This is a genomic window from Halanaerobium sp. DL-01 (assembly GCF_003338615.1).
GTDB lineage: Bacteria > Bacillota > Halanaerobiia > Halanaerobiales > Halanaerobiaceae > QPJE01.
Window position 1 is genome coordinate 35,305 of the sequence record NZ_QPJN01000008.1, and the last position, 15,541, is coordinate 50,845.

General features: G+C 36.1%; 17 protein-coding genes. All 17 read left to right on the forward strand.

Annotated features, from left to right (window positions below; all coding sequences use genetic code 11):
* Nucleotides 1-137 precede the first annotated feature (137 nt).
* The gene (locus DER71_RS04335) at nucleotides 138-1,106 is read left to right on the forward strand and encodes a TAXI family TRAP transporter solute-binding subunit (protein ID WP_114457849.1); all 969 of its coding nucleotides are present in this window, start codon (nucleotides 138-140) and stop codon (nucleotides 1,104-1,106) included.
* A gap of 168 nt (nucleotides 1,107-1,274) precedes the next feature.
* On the forward strand, nucleotides 1,275-1,625 hold the full coding sequence (locus tag DER71_RS04340) for a DUF1850 domain-containing protein (RefSeq protein ID WP_158531718.1): 351 nt from the start codon (nucleotides 1,275-1,277) through the stop codon (nucleotides 1,623-1,625).
* Nucleotides 1,626-1,652: 27 nt separating this feature from the next.
* The gene (locus tag DER71_RS04345) at nucleotides 1,653-3,575 is read left to right on the forward strand and encodes a TRAP transporter permease (RefSeq protein WP_114457847.1); all 1,923 of its coding nucleotides are present in this window, start codon (nucleotides 1,653-1,655) and stop codon (nucleotides 3,573-3,575) included.
* A gap of 108 nt (nucleotides 3,576-3,683) precedes the next feature.
* Complete coding sequence (locus DER71_RS04350; protein ID WP_199505562.1) at nucleotides 3,684-4,079, forward strand: cobalamin B12-binding domain-containing protein; 396 nt, start codon at nucleotides 3,684-3,686, stop codon at nucleotides 4,077-4,079.
* Nucleotides 4,080-4,094: 15 nt separating this feature from the next.
* Nucleotides 4,095-5,051, forward strand: a complete 957-nt coding sequence (meaB, locus tag DER71_RS04355; RefSeq protein WP_158531717.1) for a methylmalonyl Co-A mutase-associated GTPase MeaB — start codon at nucleotides 4,095-4,097, stop codon at nucleotides 5,049-5,051.
* A gap of 15 nt (nucleotides 5,052-5,066) precedes the next feature.
* Nucleotides 5,067-5,486, forward strand: coding sequence for a methylmalonyl-CoA epimerase (gene mce, locus DER71_RS04360; protein WP_114457844.1), 420 nt, complete (start codon nucleotides 5,067-5,069; stop codon nucleotides 5,484-5,486).
* Nucleotides 5,486-7,036, forward strand: a complete 1,551-nt coding sequence (locus DER71_RS04365) for an acyl-CoA carboxylase subunit beta (RefSeq protein WP_114457843.1) — start codon at nucleotides 5,486-5,488, stop codon at nucleotides 7,034-7,036. Before mce ends, DER71_RS04365 begins: the two co-directional genes overlap by 1 nt.
* Nucleotides 7,037-7,053: 17 nt before the next feature.
* Complete coding sequence (locus DER71_RS04370; RefSeq protein ID WP_114457842.1) at nucleotides 7,054-7,374, forward strand: OadG family protein; 321 nt, start codon at nucleotides 7,054-7,056, stop codon at nucleotides 7,372-7,374.
* Between the two features lie 11 nt (nucleotides 7,375-7,385).
* Nucleotides 7,386-7,787, forward strand: coding sequence for a biotin/lipoyl-containing protein (locus DER71_RS04375; RefSeq protein WP_114457841.1), 402 nt, complete (start codon nucleotides 7,386-7,388; stop codon nucleotides 7,785-7,787).
* A 12-nt stretch (nucleotides 7,788-7,799) separates the two neighbouring features.
* On the forward strand, nucleotides 7,800-8,912 hold the full coding sequence (locus tag DER71_RS04380) for a sodium ion-translocating decarboxylase subunit beta (RefSeq protein WP_114457840.1): 1,113 nt from the start codon (nucleotides 7,800-7,802) through the stop codon (nucleotides 8,910-8,912).
* Nucleotides 8,913-9,049: 137 nt separating this feature from the next.
* On the forward strand, nucleotides 9,050-9,253 hold the full coding sequence (locus DER71_RS04385; protein WP_114457839.1) for a 4Fe-4S binding protein: 204 nt from the start codon (nucleotides 9,050-9,052) through the stop codon (nucleotides 9,251-9,253).
* The gene (locus tag DER71_RS04390) at nucleotides 9,246-10,388 is read left to right on the forward strand and encodes a 2-oxoacid:acceptor oxidoreductase subunit alpha (RefSeq protein ID WP_114457838.1); all 1,143 of its coding nucleotides are present in this window, start codon (nucleotides 9,246-9,248) and stop codon (nucleotides 10,386-10,388) included. Before DER71_RS04385 ends, DER71_RS04390 begins: the two co-directional genes overlap by 8 nt.
* Nucleotides 10,388-11,215 carry a 2-oxoacid:ferredoxin oxidoreductase subunit beta gene (locus DER71_RS04395; protein ID WP_114457837.1) on the forward strand — a complete coding sequence of 276 codons (828 nt, stop codon included), beginning with the start codon at nucleotides 10,388-10,390 and terminating at the stop codon, nucleotides 11,213-11,215. Before DER71_RS04390 ends, DER71_RS04395 begins: the two co-directional genes overlap by 1 nt.
* Entirely contained in the window at nucleotides 11,215-11,757 is a 543-nt protein-coding gene (locus DER71_RS04400) for a 2-oxoacid:acceptor oxidoreductase family protein (RefSeq protein WP_114457836.1), read from the forward strand. The genes DER71_RS04395 and DER71_RS04400 overlap by 1 nt, the downstream gene beginning before the upstream one ends.
* Before the next feature lie 16 nt (nucleotides 11,758-11,773).
* Nucleotides 11,774-13,438 (forward strand): methylmalonyl-CoA mutase, encoded by a 1,665-nt coding sequence (locus tag DER71_RS04405; RefSeq protein ID WP_199505640.1) that lies wholly within the window; start codon nucleotides 11,774-11,776, stop codon nucleotides 13,436-13,438.
* Nucleotides 13,439-13,735: 297 nt separating this feature from the next.
* A complete protein-coding gene (locus DER71_RS04410; protein WP_114457834.1) occupies nucleotides 13,736-14,053 on the forward strand; it encodes a late competence development ComFB family protein in 318 nt (105 codons plus the stop codon).
* 52 nt (nucleotides 14,054-14,105) lie between these two features.
* Nucleotides 14,106-15,170 carry an AI-2E family transporter gene (locus DER71_RS04415; protein ID WP_114457833.1) on the forward strand — a complete coding sequence of 355 codons (1,065 nt, stop codon included), beginning with the start codon at nucleotides 14,106-14,108 and terminating at the stop codon, nucleotides 15,168-15,170.
* Nucleotides 15,171-15,541: the final 371 nt, after the last annotated feature.

The window sequence follows — 15,541 nt, forward strand, 5'->3', positions numbered from 1 at the left end:
TTATAATATCATTGTACAAAATCTTTTCATTATCTTTATAATGAAGTTGAAAAACTAAAATTACAAAACAAGGAGAGGGGTGAGGTTTTTAACGTAAAAGGCAAAATGAATATACAATAATCCTAAGGAGGAAAAAAATGTTTAAAAATACTAATTTTAAAGTTATCGTACTTTCAATGACACTTTTTATTTTGCTATTTGCTCTTACAGCACAGGCTCAGGATCTTCAGTTAACAATTGCTACTGGTGGTACAGGTGGACCATATCACACAATTGCTACTGGTCTTTCTGAAATCTGGAACAGCAATATTGATGGTATTAATGTATCAGTTGCTTCTACAGGTGCTTCAGTAATTAATAATAGAATGGTCAACGAAAATAAAGCTGAATTGGCTTTTGCCATGAGTGATGTTTGTTACTATGGTAAAGAAGGTCTTCTTATGTTTGAAGGTCAGCCGCTTAAAAATGTAAGAGGTTTTGCTTCCGCACATACTAACTTTGTTCAGGTAATTACTACAAAAGGTAGTGGTATTAAAACAATTGCTGATCTGAAAGGTAAGCGTGTAGGAGTTGGTGCTCCTGGTAGTGGTACTGAACTGAATGCAAGAAGAATTCTTGCTGCTCGGGGTATGGATTATGATGATTTAGGTAAAGCTGACTTTTTAAGTTATGCAGAATCATGTGAACAGCTTTCTAATAGAAATATCGATGCTGCATTCCTGACTGGTGGACTTCCAATTGCTTCTATTACAGAATTAGCAACAACTCAGGATATCGATATTGTTACAATTAGTGAAGAAACAGTAAATAAGATGAGAGAGAGTTTCCCTGTTTATGTTTCTACAGCTATTCCTGCTGGAACATATAAAGGTGTCAATAGAGATGTAAAAACTCTAGGTCTTAAAAACTATATGTTAGTTAATAAAGATCTTGACAAAGATGTTGTATATGATTTAGTATCTGTTATGTTCAATAACCTGGATAAACTTTATGGATATCACAATGCTGCCAAAATGATTACATTAGAAGGTGCATTAGAAGGAATGACCCTTGACCTACACCCAGGTGTAGAGAAATTCTATAAAGAAAAAGGTTTATTAGAATAAAAAGGAGGATACAGGTGGGATGGCAGTGCCGTCCCACTTTAAATTAATATGTTTAAAAAACGTAATATTATCTTTATAGCAATTATTATAACAGTACTATTTAGCTTAAATATTTCTGCTGAGTCAGATTATCATCTTAGATTAACTGAAGGTTCAGGGGAAGTCTTAATGAATATACCAGTTAAAGTAGGTTCTGAATTTATTGTTACTTTTATACATTCAAGTGAATTAGAACCCTGGGATGACTTATTTGAAGTAAGTGAAGATGGGGAAATGATCTTGAGAGAAATAAGAGTGCCATCAACTGGCCCTGGTGTTCCATCAGTTTTGCCAGATGACTGGGAATTTGAGATAAAAGATGGTTATTTTATCTATGATAGTGTAGATATTAAATATAAAACATTAGATTATATAGTTTCGTCTATATCTCCTCATTATTTAATTATAAATGATGAAAAAATAAATTTAGTTGAACTAAGCGAAAACTGGGCTAAAATAAAATTTGAATTAAGTAAATAAGTTTTGCGATAATTAAGGAGGGGAAATATGTCTGATATTAAAAAAGATAAAAGACAGAAACAAATTGATAAAGATTCCAAAAAAAGAGACTTAAATAAATATACCAATATTTTAGTTACAGTTATTGCTGTTGGATTGGCTCTTTATCATCTATACACCTCAAGATTTGGAACACCTGTGGCTTTAAAACACAGGGCAATTCATGTTGGTGTAGTTTTAATTTTGATTTTTATATTATATCCATTTAATAAAAGCAAAAAATTATATGTAAAAATAATTGATATTGTTTTAGTAGGGCTTAGTTTTTATTCAATATATTATATTTCTAGTAATTATATGGAACTTGTCTGGCGTGCCGGGATGCCGACGGACACAGATATTGTTGTAGCAACAATCACACTGCTTTTGGTAATTGAAGGTGCCAGAAGAGTAATGGGTAATGTACTGCCATCTATTGCCGTGGTTTTTTTGATTTATTCTATGTATGGAAATTTGCTGACAGGGAGACTGGCACATAGAGGTTTTGCCTTCCGTGAAATCATGGAGTATATGTACCTTACAACTGAAGGTATTTATGGTATTGCTGTTGGTGTTTCAGCACAGTATTTGATTTTATTTATTATCTTTGGAGCATTTTTGCTTAAGTCTGGTGTGGGAGACTTTTTTAATGACCTTGCGATTGCGATTGCTGGTAAGAGTAAAGGGGGTCCTGCTCAGGTTGCTGTTATTTCCAGTGGTCTTATGGGATCTATCAATGGAGCAGCAGTTGCAAATGTTGTAACTACTGGAGCTTTTACAATCCCACTTATGAAGAGAATAGGATATTCTTCTGAATTTGCTGGTGGTGTTGAAGCTGCAGCTTCCTGTGGAGGGCAATTTTTGCCGCCGGTTATGGGTGCAGCTGCATTTATTATGGCAGAGACACTTGGGATAAAGTACATAAATATTGTTTATGCTGCTATTATTCCGGCACTGCTTTATTATATTGCTGCAGTAACAATGGTTTATTTTAGAGCATCTAAAAAGAATTTAAGAGGGATGGATGCAGATGAGGTTCCAAATCTAAAGAAATTGCTTGTTGAAAAAAGTTATTTATTTATTCCTTTAATTATACTTGTTTATTTTCTTGTTAATGGCTATACTCCTACTTATTCAGCTTTCTTTGCTATTGTTTCTACTATAGTAGTAAGCTGGTTTAAAAAAGAAACCAGAATGACACCAATGAAAATTATGGAAGCATTAAAAATAGGTGTTTTAAATGCTCTTGGAGTTGCTATCGCAACAGCTGTGGTTGGTATTATTGTTGGTGTTTCTACCAGAACAGGTTTTGGTTCCAAACTTGCTGGAGCTATAATTAGCTGGTCAGGTGGAAACTTATTATTAACTCTCTTCTTTACAATGATTGCCTGTATTATACTTGGACTTGGTATGCCTTCAATTCCAGCATATATACTCACGGCTACAATGGCTGCACCAGCCCTGGGAGAACTTGGGATTCAACCAATGGTTGCACACTTCTTTGTTTTCTATTTCGCTATGATGGCTAATGTTACACCTCCAGTTGCACTGGCTGCTTTTGCTGCGGCAGGTATTTCCGGAGGAGATATTAACAAAACTGGTTATCAGGCATTTAAAATGGCTTCAGCAGGTTTTTTAATTCCATATATGTTTGTTTTAAGTCCTGCTTTATTGGGATTAAACAGCACACCAATGGGAATAATTACTGTTACTTTAACAGCACTTGTTGGAGTTATTGCACTTGCATCTGCAAATGAAGGCTGGTTTTTGCGAAAAAGCAATATACTCCAGAGGATATTTATGCTGGGTTCTGCTCTGCTTCTTATTAAACCAGGTGGGCCAACTGATTTACTGGGATTTGCTATTTTTGCAGGAGTTATTGCATTTCAGAAGTTTTTTCCTTATAATAAGATTGAGGAAGTTACAGGATAAAATAGTTTAAAGGGAGTGAATTTGGCAGAAGCTGATTTTACTCCTTAGCTGTGTTTTTTTATAAATATCATTGTATACAATTATTCAAAGAGGGAAAGGAGGATCATTATGGCTAAAGAAAAGATTAAAGTACTTATTGCAAAACCAGGTCTGGATGGACATGACAGAGGTGCAAAAGTAATTGCCCGGGGGCTGATTGAAGCTGGTATGGAAGTTGTTTATACCGGACTCAGAAACACTCCTGAAGATATTGTTAGAGCTGCGATTCAGGAAGATGTGGATGTAATTGGAATGAGTATTCTCTCTGGAGCACATAACCATCTATTTAAGAGTGTAATGGAGCTTCTCAAAAAAGAAAATTTTGAAGATGTACTTGTTATTGCTGGCGGCATTATTCCAGAAGAAGATCATGAATATCTTACAGAACTGGGTATTGATGGTATCTTTACACCAGGAACCCCTATTCAGAAAATTGTTGACTTTATTGAAGAAAGAGCAAAATAATTGGAGGATAATATGATGCAGTCTTTACAGGAGATGATTGAAGGTATAAAAGCTGGAGAAGAAAAACATATTGCACGTGCCATCTCTCTTATAGAAAATGATAGAGATAAAGGTTTTGCCCTTCTCAAGGAACTTTATGGAAGTGCAGAAATCTCCTATCTTGTTGGTATTACCGGACCTCCAGGTTCTGGAAAGAGCACACTGACAGATAAAATAGTTTTACACTGGCGGAAACAGGGATTAAAAGTTGCCATTATAGCTATAGATCCTACAAGCCAATTTAGTGGTGGAGCTCTTTTAGGTGACAGAATCCGTATGGATAATGTAGCTGCAGATAAAGGAGTTTTTATAAGAAGTATGGGTACACGAGGAACTCTTGGGGGATTAAATCCAGCTATATATGATACAGTACTGCTTCTGTCTTATGCAGGTTATGATTACATATTGATAGAAACAGTTGGGGTAGGTCAGAATGAGGTAGATATTGTTGATCTTGCAGATACTACTTTAGTTGTGACAGTTCCTGAAGCAGGAGATGATATTCAGACATTTAAGGCCGGATTAATGGAAGTAGGAGATATTTTTGTGCTTAATAAATCTGACCGCCCTTCTGTCATAAAAATGGAGCTTACTTTAGAACAGATGGTGAGATTAACTCATAAAGAGGGAGAAAAATGGACGATTCCAATTGTAAAAACAACTGCTACTGAAAATAAAGGGATAGCTGAACTTGTTGAAAAGATTAATGATCATAAAGAATATCTTCAAAATGATGGACAGTTAAAAGAAAATCGTCATGAAGTTATGAGGCGCCAATTGATCAACTTAATGGAAGAGAGGGTTCTGGCTAAGATCATTAAACCTATCGAAAATTCCGAACACTTCAGTGAAAAATTAAAGGCAATTAGAGACCTGTCTGAAGATCCTTATACGGCGGCTGAAGAGCTTTTAAAAAATAGACTTCCCGAATAAAAAGGAGGTATTAAATTGAATACCAAAAAAATAGAACACATTGGTATTGCTGTGAAAGATCTGGAAAAAACAATGAATTTTTATGAAAATATACTTGGTCTTAAAAAAATGGCTGTAGAAACAGTTGAAGACCAGGGAGTTAATATTGCTTTCTTTCAGCTGGGAGAAACAAAAATAGAATTACTTGAACCTCTAAATAGTGAAAGCCCAATTGCAAAATTCATTGATAAAAGAAGTGAAGGTATTCATCATATGGCCGTTTTAGTGGAAGATATTGAAGCTAAAATTGGAGATATGAAAGAAAAAGGGGCCAGATTTATTGGTGATAAACCTACCAAAGGTGCAGATAATATGAAAATCATTTTTGTTCATCCCAAAACAACAAATGGAGTTTTGCTTGAATTATGTGAACCACTGGATGAGGAGGACAAGTAATGTCAGTTAATGAGAAAGAAAAAGAGCTGAGGCAGAAAAAAGAAAAAATAAAACTTGGTGGTGGTGAAAAAAGAATAGAAAAACAGCACAAAAAAGGTAAAAAAACCGCCAGAGAAAGAATAGAATATCTGCTTGATGACGGCAGTTTTAATGAGCTTGATATGTTTATAGAAAACAGAAGTACTTCCCTGGGAATGGACGAAAAAGATGTGCCAGGTGAGGGTGTTGTAGTAGGATATGGTACAATCGATGAGCGCCTTGTTTATGTTTTTGCCCAGGATTTTACTGTAATGGGTGGTTCGCTGGGTGAAGCTCATTCCAAAAAAATTCAGACTGTTATGGACCTGGCCATGAAAAATGGTGCACCAGTAATAGGATTAAATGATTCAGGTGGAGCCAGAATCAATGAAGGTGTAGATGCCCTGGACGGATATGGAGAGGTGTTTTACCGCAACACACAGGCTTCAGGACGTATTCCACAGATTTCTGCTATTTTAGGTCCATGTGCAGGTGGAGCAGTATATTCTCCAGCCATCACAGATTTTATCTTTATGGTAGACCAGACAAGCCATATGTTTATAACTGGGCCGGGGGTAATTAAATCTGTTACAGGGGAAGAAGTTTCAGCTGAAGACCTGGGTGGAGCAATGACCCACAACCAGACAAGTGGCGTTGCACATTTTATTGAAAACTCTGAAGAAGAAGTTCTTTCCAAAATAAGAAAGCTGCTTTCATATATACCTGATAATTACAAAGAAGAGCCGCCTGTATTTGAGACAGATGATGACCCAGGACGTTCGGTGGAAGAGCTGAAAGAGCTAGTAAAAGATAATAACAAAAAGTCATATGATGTAAGAAATGTAATAGATATTATCGTAGATAAAAGTTCGTTTTTTGAAGTACAGCCATATTATGCTCCAAATGCAGTAATTGGCTTTGCACGTTTAAATGGAAGAAGTGTGGGTATTGCTGCAAACCAGCCTCAGCATCTGGCTGGATGTCTGGATATCGATGCTTCGGATAAAATATCGAGATTTATCAGATTTTGTGACAGCTTCAATATTCCCATTATAAGTCTAGTTGATGTACCAGGATATTTACCGGGAACAGAACAGGAATATGGTGGAATAATAAGACATGGAGCAAAAATTCTTTATGCATATTCAGAAGCAACAGTACCAAAAATAACTCTCATAATGAGGAAAGCATATGGTGGAGCTTATATTGCCATGGGGAGCCGTTCAGTTAGAGCTGATTTGATATATGCATGGCCGATAGCAGAAATAGCTGTAATGGGACCAGAGGGAGCAGCAAACATAATTTACAGAAAAGAAATTGCTGCTGCAGATGATCCAGAAAAAGTTCGTCAGGATAAGATAAATGAATACCGCTCCAATTTTGCTAATCCATATGTAGCTGCAGGTAGAGGTATGATAAATGATGTTATAGAAATGAAAGAGACCAGAGCTAAAATAATAAATGGATTGGAAATGCTGATAAATAAAAGAGAAGATTATCCTGATAAAAGGCATGGAAATATTCCATTATAAAGTGGGTGACATAAAAAATGAATAAATATGTTTATGGAGTTCAGCTGATGATAATAGGAATGGGGACAGTCTTTATATCACTATATCTTTTATCAGTATTTATGTACCTGCTAGGTAAATTTTTTGGTGATAAAAAAGTTCTTAAAAAAGATGACAGCAGTATAGGCAATTCAGCTGAAGCAGAAATAGATGAATCAGAGATAGATGATGGGGAGAACGGGCTTGCAAGAAAAAGAAAAATTGCCGCCGCTGCAGCAGCAGTTTATCAGCTTCTGGATGAAGAGAAAAGATACAGAATAATATCAATCAAAAAAGCGAATAGTTCCTGGAAAAGATAGGGGGTATATTAATGAGAAAATTTAAGATAGAGGTAGATGGGGAAGAATTTATTGTTAGTGTAGAAGAGTTAGATGCAGAGGAAAACAGTTCTACTGCAGCATCTCCAGCAGTACAGAATACAGCTCCTGCTAGAAAAACAGCACCTGCAGCAAAGAAAAAAACAGCTGTAAAGCCAAAAAAGAAAAGCAGTAGCGGTGGCTCCAATGTTATTGAAGCACCGATGCCGGGCAATATATTTAAAGTATTAGTTGCTGAAGGTGACGAAATAGAAGTAGGACAGACAGTAATGGTGTTAGAAGCTATGAAGATGGAAAACGATGTTACTGCATCATCAGCAGGAACAGTAAAAGAAATACTTGTTAAAAAAGGTGACAGTGTAGAAGCAGATCAAGTACTGTTAAAACTGGAGTAGGGGGCAGCAAAGATGTTAGATAAAATAACGATGTTCATCCAATCTACAGGATATTACAATTTATCTCTAGCACAAATTATAATGGTTATAATCTCCATGATTCTGCTTTATCTTGCTGTTGTCAAAAAATATGAACCTCTTCTTCTGGTTCCTATAAGTTTTGGCATGCTGCTTGCTAATCTGCCGTTAGGCGGTCTGATGGAAGAAGGTGGTCTGCTTTATTATATCTACTATGGAGTAAAGTTTGGAATATATCCACCACTTATCTTTATGGGGGTTGGTGCCTGGACAGATTTTGGCCCACTGATTGCTCAACCAAAAAATGCACTGTTGGGAGCAGCAGCACAGTTTGGTATATTTGCCACAGTTTTTGGTGCTTTATTTCTCGGCTTTTCACCGGCAGAATCAGGTGCAATAGGAATCATAGGTGGAGCCGATGGGCCTACTGCAATTTTTTCAGCAAGTCAGCTGGCACCTCATCTTTTGGGTCCGATAGCAGTTGCAGCCTATTCTTATATGGCACTGGTGCCGATTATTCAGCCACCTATAATGAGGCTGCTTACCACCAGAGAAGAGCGGATGGTAAAAATGGAGCAGCTGCGTCCGGTGAGCAAAAAAGAAAAGATTTTCTTTCCAGTTGGCGTAACAGTTCTGGGAGGATTATTAGTTCCGTCCGCACTGCCGCTGCTGGGAAGTCTGATGTTTGGAAACTTAATGCGTGAGGTAGGAGTTGTTGACAGGCTTTTAAAGACAACCCAGAACTCACTGATGAATATTGTAACTATTTTTCTAGGTATAACAGTTGGTGCTACAGCAAGTGCAGAAGCATTTTTAAATCCCCAGACAATAGGAATACTTGTTTTAGGGCTGATAGCTTTTAGTATTGGAACAGCTGCAGGTGTTCTTTTAGGTAAGCTGTTTTATAAATTGAGTGGAGGTAAGGTAAATCCGCTGATTGGAGCTGCCGGAGTATCAGCTGTACCGATGGCGGCCAGAGTTGTTCAGAAGGTGGGCAAGGAAGAAAATCCATCAAATTATTTACTTATGCATGCAATGGGCCCTAACTTTGCTGGAGTAATTGGTTCTGCAATAGCTGCAGGAACACTTATTTCTGTACTGGGTTAAAAAAATAAATATAGTGATATTAAGTTTAAAAAAATAATATCAGCTAAAAAGTTAATTTGCAGATATAACCCAAAAGTTACATATAAAATATTAATATTTAATCTAAAAAAACTTTACTAAGTAAAAGGAGTGAGTTGATGGCTAAGGGAGATAAAGTAACACTTGCCAATTCTGGCTGGTGTAAAAGATGTGGAATATGTGTACATGTGTGTCCGACAGATGTACTAAAACTGGGTCAGGATAGAGTGGAAATTGATGATATTGATAAATGTATTGGCTGCGAAAATTGTGAATTAAGCTGTCCGGATTTTGTATTAAAGGTGGTGAAGGTTAATGAGTAAAAAAGAAGCAGTATTACTTCAGGGAGATTTAGCAGTAGTTGAAGGTGGAATGGCTGCAGGTGCTGAATTTTTTGCAGGATATCCTATTACACCAGCCTCTGAAATAGCAGAAGGATTTGCAAGAGAACTGCCTAAAGTAGGTGGTAAATTTATACAGATGGAAGATGAACTGGCAGGTATGGCCTGTGCAATAGGTGGGTCGCTGAGTGGAAAGAAATCTATTACAGCAACAAGTGGGCCAGGATTTTCATTAAAACAGGAAAATTTAGGTCTTGGAATTATGATTGAAGCACCGGTTGTAGTTGTAGATGTTCAGAGAGTCGGTCCTTCAACAGGACTTCCAACCTCTCCATCTCAGGGAGATGTTATGCAGGCAAAGTGGGGTACACATGGTGATCACCCTATTATTGCACTTTCTCCAAGTTCGGTAAAAGAAGCGTTTGATTTGACTGTTAAAGCATTTAATTTTGCAGAAAAGTATCGTCAGCCGGTTATTCTATTATTAGACGAAATAGTAGGACATATGAGAGAAAAGGTAATACTACCAGATGCTGATGAGATAGAGGTTTGGGATAGAAAAAGACCTCCTGCAGATGCAGATAAAGAAAACTTCAATCCTTATGAGTGGACAGATGATTTAGTTCCACCTATGCCAGATTATGGTACAGGATTTCGCTATCATACAACAGGACTTTTTCATGATAAAACAGGATTCCCAAGAGGAACTACAGAAGATGCCAAAAAATTGATGGACCGTATGACAGCAAAAATAGAAAATAATCTGGATGAAATTATTCTTTATGATGAAGATATTAGAGAAGACGACAATATTGTGGTTTTAAGTTATGGTTCAACTGCTCGTTCTGCAGTTAGTGCAGTCAATGAGGCAAGAGAAAACGGTTTAAATGCCGGGTGGATTAAACTTAAAACGATTTGGCCATTTGCTGAAGAAAAAGTCAGTAAACTGGCTGAAAAAGCCAATAAAATTATTGTACCTGAATTAAATCAGGGCCAGCTTATAAGAGAAGTAGAAAGAGCTGCTAAAGGTCAGGCGGAAGTTGTCGGTATTAACCGCTATGATGGAACATTAATTAAACCAGAGCACGTACTGGCCGAGATTGAGGGGGTAAAATAATGGCTGTAGATATCTATAAATATTTAAGAGAAGACAAGCTGCCGCATATCTGGTGTCCAGGATGTGGTCATGGAACTATTTTGAACAGTTTAGTCAGAGCAATAGATCAGACAGACATAGATCCAGATAAAACAGTTGTAGTATCAGGAATTGGATGTTCAGGTAGAGCACCAGGTTATCTCAAATTTGATACTTTACACACAACACACGGTAGAGCAATTGCCTTTGCAACAGGTATTAAGCTTGCCAATCCTGAACTGAATGTAATTGTACTTACCGGAGATGGCGATGGATCTGCTATAGGTGGTAATCATTTAATTCACGGCTGTCGGAGAAATATTGATTTGACAGTAATTCTTTTCAACAATCAAATCTATGGTATGACAGGTGGTCAGTATTCCCCGATGACTCCTACAGGTGCAGTTGCAACAACTTCACCATATGGAAATATTGATCAGGACTTTGATCTGGTAGATTTAACAAGATCAGCAGGTGCAACTTTTGTTGCCCGTGGTGCAACATATAATCCACGTCAGATGACCAAATTGTACAAAGAAGGTCTGGAACATAAAGGATTTTCTTTTATTGAAACTTTAGATCAGTGTCCTGTAAATTATGGACGTAAAAATAATATTGGTGGCCCGACAGAAATGCTGGACTGGCAGAAAGAACATACAGTACCTGCATCAAAATGGGAGAAAATGCCCGAAGAAGAAAAGGAAGGAATCTTTCCACTGGGTGTTATTCACCGCAAAGATGATCCTGAATCAGAATATACTGCACGTTATCAGCAGATAATAGACAGTTTTGCAAAGGAGGATGAATAATGTCCAGATATGAAATCAGATTAAGTGGAGCTGGTGGACAGGGTATGATCCTTGCTGGAATTATTCTGGCTGAAGCTGCATTAAAAGTTGATGGTTTAAATGTAACTCAAACTCAGTCTTATGGGCCAGAATCCCGAGGTGGTGCCAGCAGAGCAGAGGTAGTATTAAATAATGGGATTATTGATTATCCAAAGGTAATTACACCAGACTGCCTGCTATGTCTGACACAGGCTGCCTTTGATAAATACGGGTCTGAACTAAAAGAAGATGGAGTAATGATCGTAGATCAAAGAATAGATATCTCGGAAGCAGCAGAAGAAGTGAAGGATAATATTCTTTCACTGCCGATAATGAAAACTGCAACTGAAGATGTCGGATTAACTTTAACAGCAAACATTGTTGTACTTGGAGTAATTTCTGAAATTATTGGGAATACAATTCCATCAAAAAATATAAAAGAAGCGATCAAAAACCGTGTTCCAGAAAAGACTGTGGAAATGAACATGAAGGCCTTTGAACTGGGCCAAAAATTGAAACAATAAAAAGGAGTCAATATTTATGGATGAAAAAAAATTAAAAGCAGAAGATAAAAAGTGGCGTGAAGAAAAGTTTCAAAAAACAGTAGATCGTTTTGGACAGAGAAAAGAAGAATTTAAGTCTGATTCTGGTGTGGAGCTGGATCCACTATATACACCACTTGATACCAGAGGTATCGATCCAGTAGAAGATATTGGCTTCCCGGGTAAATATCCATTTACACGTGGAGTTTATCCAACAATGTACAGAAGCAGACTCTGGACAATGCGTCAGTATTCCGGATTTGGTACTGCCAAGGAAACAAATGAGAGGTTTCACTATCTTATAGAACAGGGGCAGACAGGTTTAAGTATTGCCTTTGACCTGCCGACACAGATTGGTTATGATTCTGACAATTCTCTTGCACAGGGAGAGGTTGGTAAAGTTGGAGTGGCAATAGATACATTAGAAGATATGGAAACAATGTTTACTGAAATTCCATTAGATAAAGTAAGTACTTCTATGACAATCAATGCCCCAGCTGCTGTTTTGCTGGCAATGTATATAGCAGTTGCAGAGAAACAGGGTGTAAGTCCTGAAAAACTGGCTGGAACAATTCAGAATGATATCTTAAAAGAATATATTGCCCGAGGCACATATATTTATCCCCCAGCACCTTCACTGAGATTAATTACAGATATTTTCGAATACTGTTCTGAAAATATGCCGCGCTGGAATACAATTAGTATCAGTGGATATCATATTCGCGAGGCTGGTTCAGATGCAGTACAGGAGCTTGCATTTACACTTGCAGATGGAATAGAATATGTGGAAGCTGCAGTAGATATAGGAATGGATGTCGATGATTTTGCACCAAGATTATCGTTCTTCTTTAATGCACAGATGAACATCCTGGAAGAGGTTGCTAAATTTAGAGCAGCCAGAAGACTTTGGGCTGAAATTATGGAAGAACGTTTTGAAGCCAAAAAGGATAAATCAAAAATGCTGAGATTTCATACACAAACTGCAGGAGCTGCATTAACAGCACAGCAGCCTATGAATAATATTATAAGAGTAACTCTACAGGCACTTGCTGCAGCATTAGGAGGAACACAATCACTGCATACTAATTCATATGATGAAGCTTTAAGTCTGCCGACAGAACATTCAGTTAAAATGGCATTAAGAACACAGCAGATAATTGCACATGAGAGTGGTGTAAGTGATACAATTGATCCACTTGCTGGTTCATATTATATAGAAAATATGACAGATAGATTTGTTAAAGAAGCTAAAGAATATATTGAAAAAATTGATCAGTTAGGTGGAATGGCTAAAGCCATAGAAGCCGGTTATGTACAGCAAGAAATTCAGGATAGTGCCTATAACACACAGAAAAAAATCGACGAAAAAAGAAGAATTGTGGTAGGAGTAAACGAATTTACCGAAACAGAAAATGAAAAAGTAGATCTACTAAAAGTTGACCCCAAAGTTGAACAGGAACAGTTAGAAAGGCTCAAAAAAGTAAAAGCAGAACGCGACAATAAAGCAGTAGAAAAAAGCCTAGAAAAAGTAAGAAAAGCAGCTCAAAATGGAGAAAATTTAATGTATCCAATCATTGAAGCAGTAAAAGCATATGCCAGCTTAAATGAAATAAGTGATGTTCTAAGAGATGAATTTGGAGAATATCAAGCTAAACAGCTGTAAGATTATATAAAATAGTATAAATAATATAAAATAAATATGGCAGTTAATTTAATATCCTGGTTTATAATGAGAGGAGGGTTTTCCCTCCTCTTTTTTTTGCTGATTTAAAAATTGCTGCAGTTTATGATAAATCTCTAAATCTCACTATAATTCAGCGTATAAATTCTGATAAATTTTAGCAGATTATAGTTAGAATGGATTATAGGAGCTGTATTTTTTAAAAGCAGGTATTTGCTGTTTTATAAAGAAATATAAAAATAACAATAACTAAAATATAAAAGGAGAGGGATATATTTTATGAGTGCAGAAAAGTATATAGAAAATATAAGGAAGAAACTGCATAATCACACAGAGGATATAGTCTTAAACAGCATGTCTGAACTTCTTAAAAGAGAAAAGTTTCAGAATATTTGTACCTGTGAGGAATGTCTTATTGATATGGCAACTTATGCTCTTAATCGGCTGCCGGCAAAATATGTTGCAACAAAAAAAGGTGAGGTTTTTACAAAAACAGCAGAATTAGAACAGCAGAATTCTGTAGATTTGCTGGCAACTGTAACAAGGGCAATAAATGTTGTTGCCAAAGATTGCCATCATAATAATCCAAAAGAGTAAATTTGTCTGACAGCAGAAAATAGATTACAGAAAATTTTGAGGAGAAATTCTAATGACAGAAAACAAATTTTTTAGGAATGCTTATGCAGTTATACTGGTGCTTTTAATTATTTTTTTAGCAGGTCAGATACCATATGTGATGAAGCCGCTTACATCGGTTTTATCTTTTGTTTTACTGCCACTATTATTTGGTGGATTTTTATATTATCTTCTGCGTCCTTCAGTGCGATTTTTAAATAGATGGATAAAAAGCAAAGCAATATCTATTATTATAACTCTGCTGGCGGTTATTTTACTTCTTATACTCATTTTTTATTTTGGCGGCAGTATTATTTATAATGAAGTAAAAGAACTGAGCAGATATTATTCTTCAAGTTATGAAATTATTTTAAACAATTTAGAAAAATTGCGCGGCTTTCTGACTGCAGAAACAGATTACTTACAGGAGCTAAATCTTCAGGAAAGAGTAATTAATTATGCAAACAGGATTATTCAAAAAATATCCACTTATAATTATATGGGTATATTTGCTTCTATAACTAATGTTGGAATGATAATTGTTTTAATTCCATTTGTCCTTTTTTACCTTCTAAAAGATGATGAAAAAATTTATAAAAATTTAATGAGAATTATGCCTAAAGAGAAAAAAGAAAGCACCAAAACTTTATTAATAGAGATAGATCAGGTATTATCCACTTTTATAAGCTCACAGCTGGTTGTTGCATTATTATTGGGAGTTGTAATGTTGGTTGGATTTTTAATAATTGGTCTGCCTAATGCCATTACACTGGCTTTAATAGCAATGATAACTTCTCTTGTGCCGATTATAGGGCCAATTATAGGCAGTTTACCGGCTTTTTTTGTAGCACTTTCCAAAGGTTTTGTAATGATTTTTGGTGTAGGTATTGTACTTTTAATAGCTCAATATCTAGAAGGAAATCTGATACGTCCATTTGTTCAGGGGAAACGGCTGGAAATACATCCATTAGTAGTTCTTTTTGTTGTACTGGCAGCAGTATATCTTTTTGGTTTTATTGGAGCTTTAACTGCTGTACCTATTTATGTAATATTGAGGTTAATTTTTAAAAGAAAATATCTGACAGAAATAGAAGAATAATATTTCATAAATAATATATTAAAAATAATAAAAAGTAAAGGCTGATCTGAGTAAATTATCAGACCAGCCTTTTTACATTATACAAGTTGTAAGGTGCAATTCTTAACTTTTAGGAGTTTCCCCAAAATTTATTTTCAAGCTGCAAAAAGGGGGCTTTAGTCATCAACGAAATTTTTAGATTTAGCTAAAACTCAATTCGGGTGTGAAATAGGGCACACTAATCAATGAGTCCTCCTGACTCATGATTAGCTCACTCCATCCTGCAGTTCAACCCTATTTCTTCCTTCATTTCGTTAAGATTCATTGACTAAAAATTTCAATATTCCTGCATCTCCCCTTTTTGCAGCAGTATATAAAAAATGGGGAAAGTC

What these genes read in the sequence shown, in the direction of transcription:
- DER71_RS04370 (WP_114457842.1), top strand. Translation starts at nt 7,054, where the DNA reads ATGAATAAATATGTTTATGGAGTTCAGCTGATGATAATAGGAATGGGG.
- DER71_RS04340 (WP_158531718.1), top strand. Translation starts at nt 1,275, where the DNA reads ATGAATATACCAGTTAAAGTAGGTTCTGAATTTATTGTTACTTTTATA.
- DER71_RS04345 (WP_114457847.1), top strand. Translation starts at nt 1,653, where the DNA reads ATGTCTGATATTAAAAAAGATAAAAGACAGAAACAAATTGATAAAGAT.
- DER71_RS04350 (WP_199505562.1), top strand. Translation starts at nt 3,684, where the DNA reads ATGGCTAAAGAAAAGATTAAAGTACTTATTGCAAAACCAGGTCTGGAT.
- DER71_RS04415 (WP_114457833.1), top strand. Translation starts at nt 14,106, where the DNA reads ATGACAGAAAACAAATTTTTTAGGAATGCTTATGCAGTTATACTGGTG.
- DER71_RS04385 (WP_114457839.1), top strand. Translation starts at nt 9,050, where the DNA reads ATGGCTAAGGGAGATAAAGTAACACTTGCCAATTCTGGCTGGTGTAAA.
- DER71_RS04395 (WP_114457837.1), top strand. Translation starts at nt 10,388, where the DNA reads ATGGCTGTAGATATCTATAAATATTTAAGAGAAGACAAGCTGCCGCAT.
- DER71_RS04375 (WP_114457841.1), top strand. Translation starts at nt 7,386, where the DNA reads ATGAGAAAATTTAAGATAGAGGTAGATGGGGAAGAATTTATTGTTAGT.
- DER71_RS04410 (WP_114457834.1), top strand. Translation starts at nt 13,736, where the DNA reads ATGAGTGCAGAAAAGTATATAGAAAATATAAGGAAGAAACTGCATAAT.
- DER71_RS04335 (WP_114457849.1), top strand. Translation starts at nt 138, where the DNA reads ATGTTTAAAAATACTAATTTTAAAGTTATCGTACTTTCAATGACACTT.
- meaB (WP_158531717.1), top strand. Translation starts at nt 4,095, where the DNA reads ATGCAGTCTTTACAGGAGATGATTGAAGGTATAAAAGCTGGAGAAGAA.
- DER71_RS04405 (WP_199505640.1), top strand. Translation starts at nt 11,774, where the DNA reads ATGGATGAAAAAAAATTAAAAGCAGAAGATAAAAAGTGGCGTGAAGAA.
- DER71_RS04390 (WP_114457838.1), top strand. Translation starts at nt 9,246, where the DNA reads ATGAGTAAAAAAGAAGCAGTATTACTTCAGGGAGATTTAGCAGTAGTT.
- DER71_RS04365 (WP_114457843.1), top strand. Translation starts at nt 5,486, where the DNA reads ATGTCAGTTAATGAGAAAGAAAAAGAGCTGAGGCAGAAAAAAGAAAAA.
- DER71_RS04380 (WP_114457840.1), top strand. Translation starts at nt 7,800, where the DNA reads ATGTTAGATAAAATAACGATGTTCATCCAATCTACAGGATATTACAAT.
- DER71_RS04400 (WP_114457836.1), top strand. Translation starts at nt 11,215, where the DNA reads ATGTCCAGATATGAAATCAGATTAAGTGGAGCTGGTGGACAGGGTATG.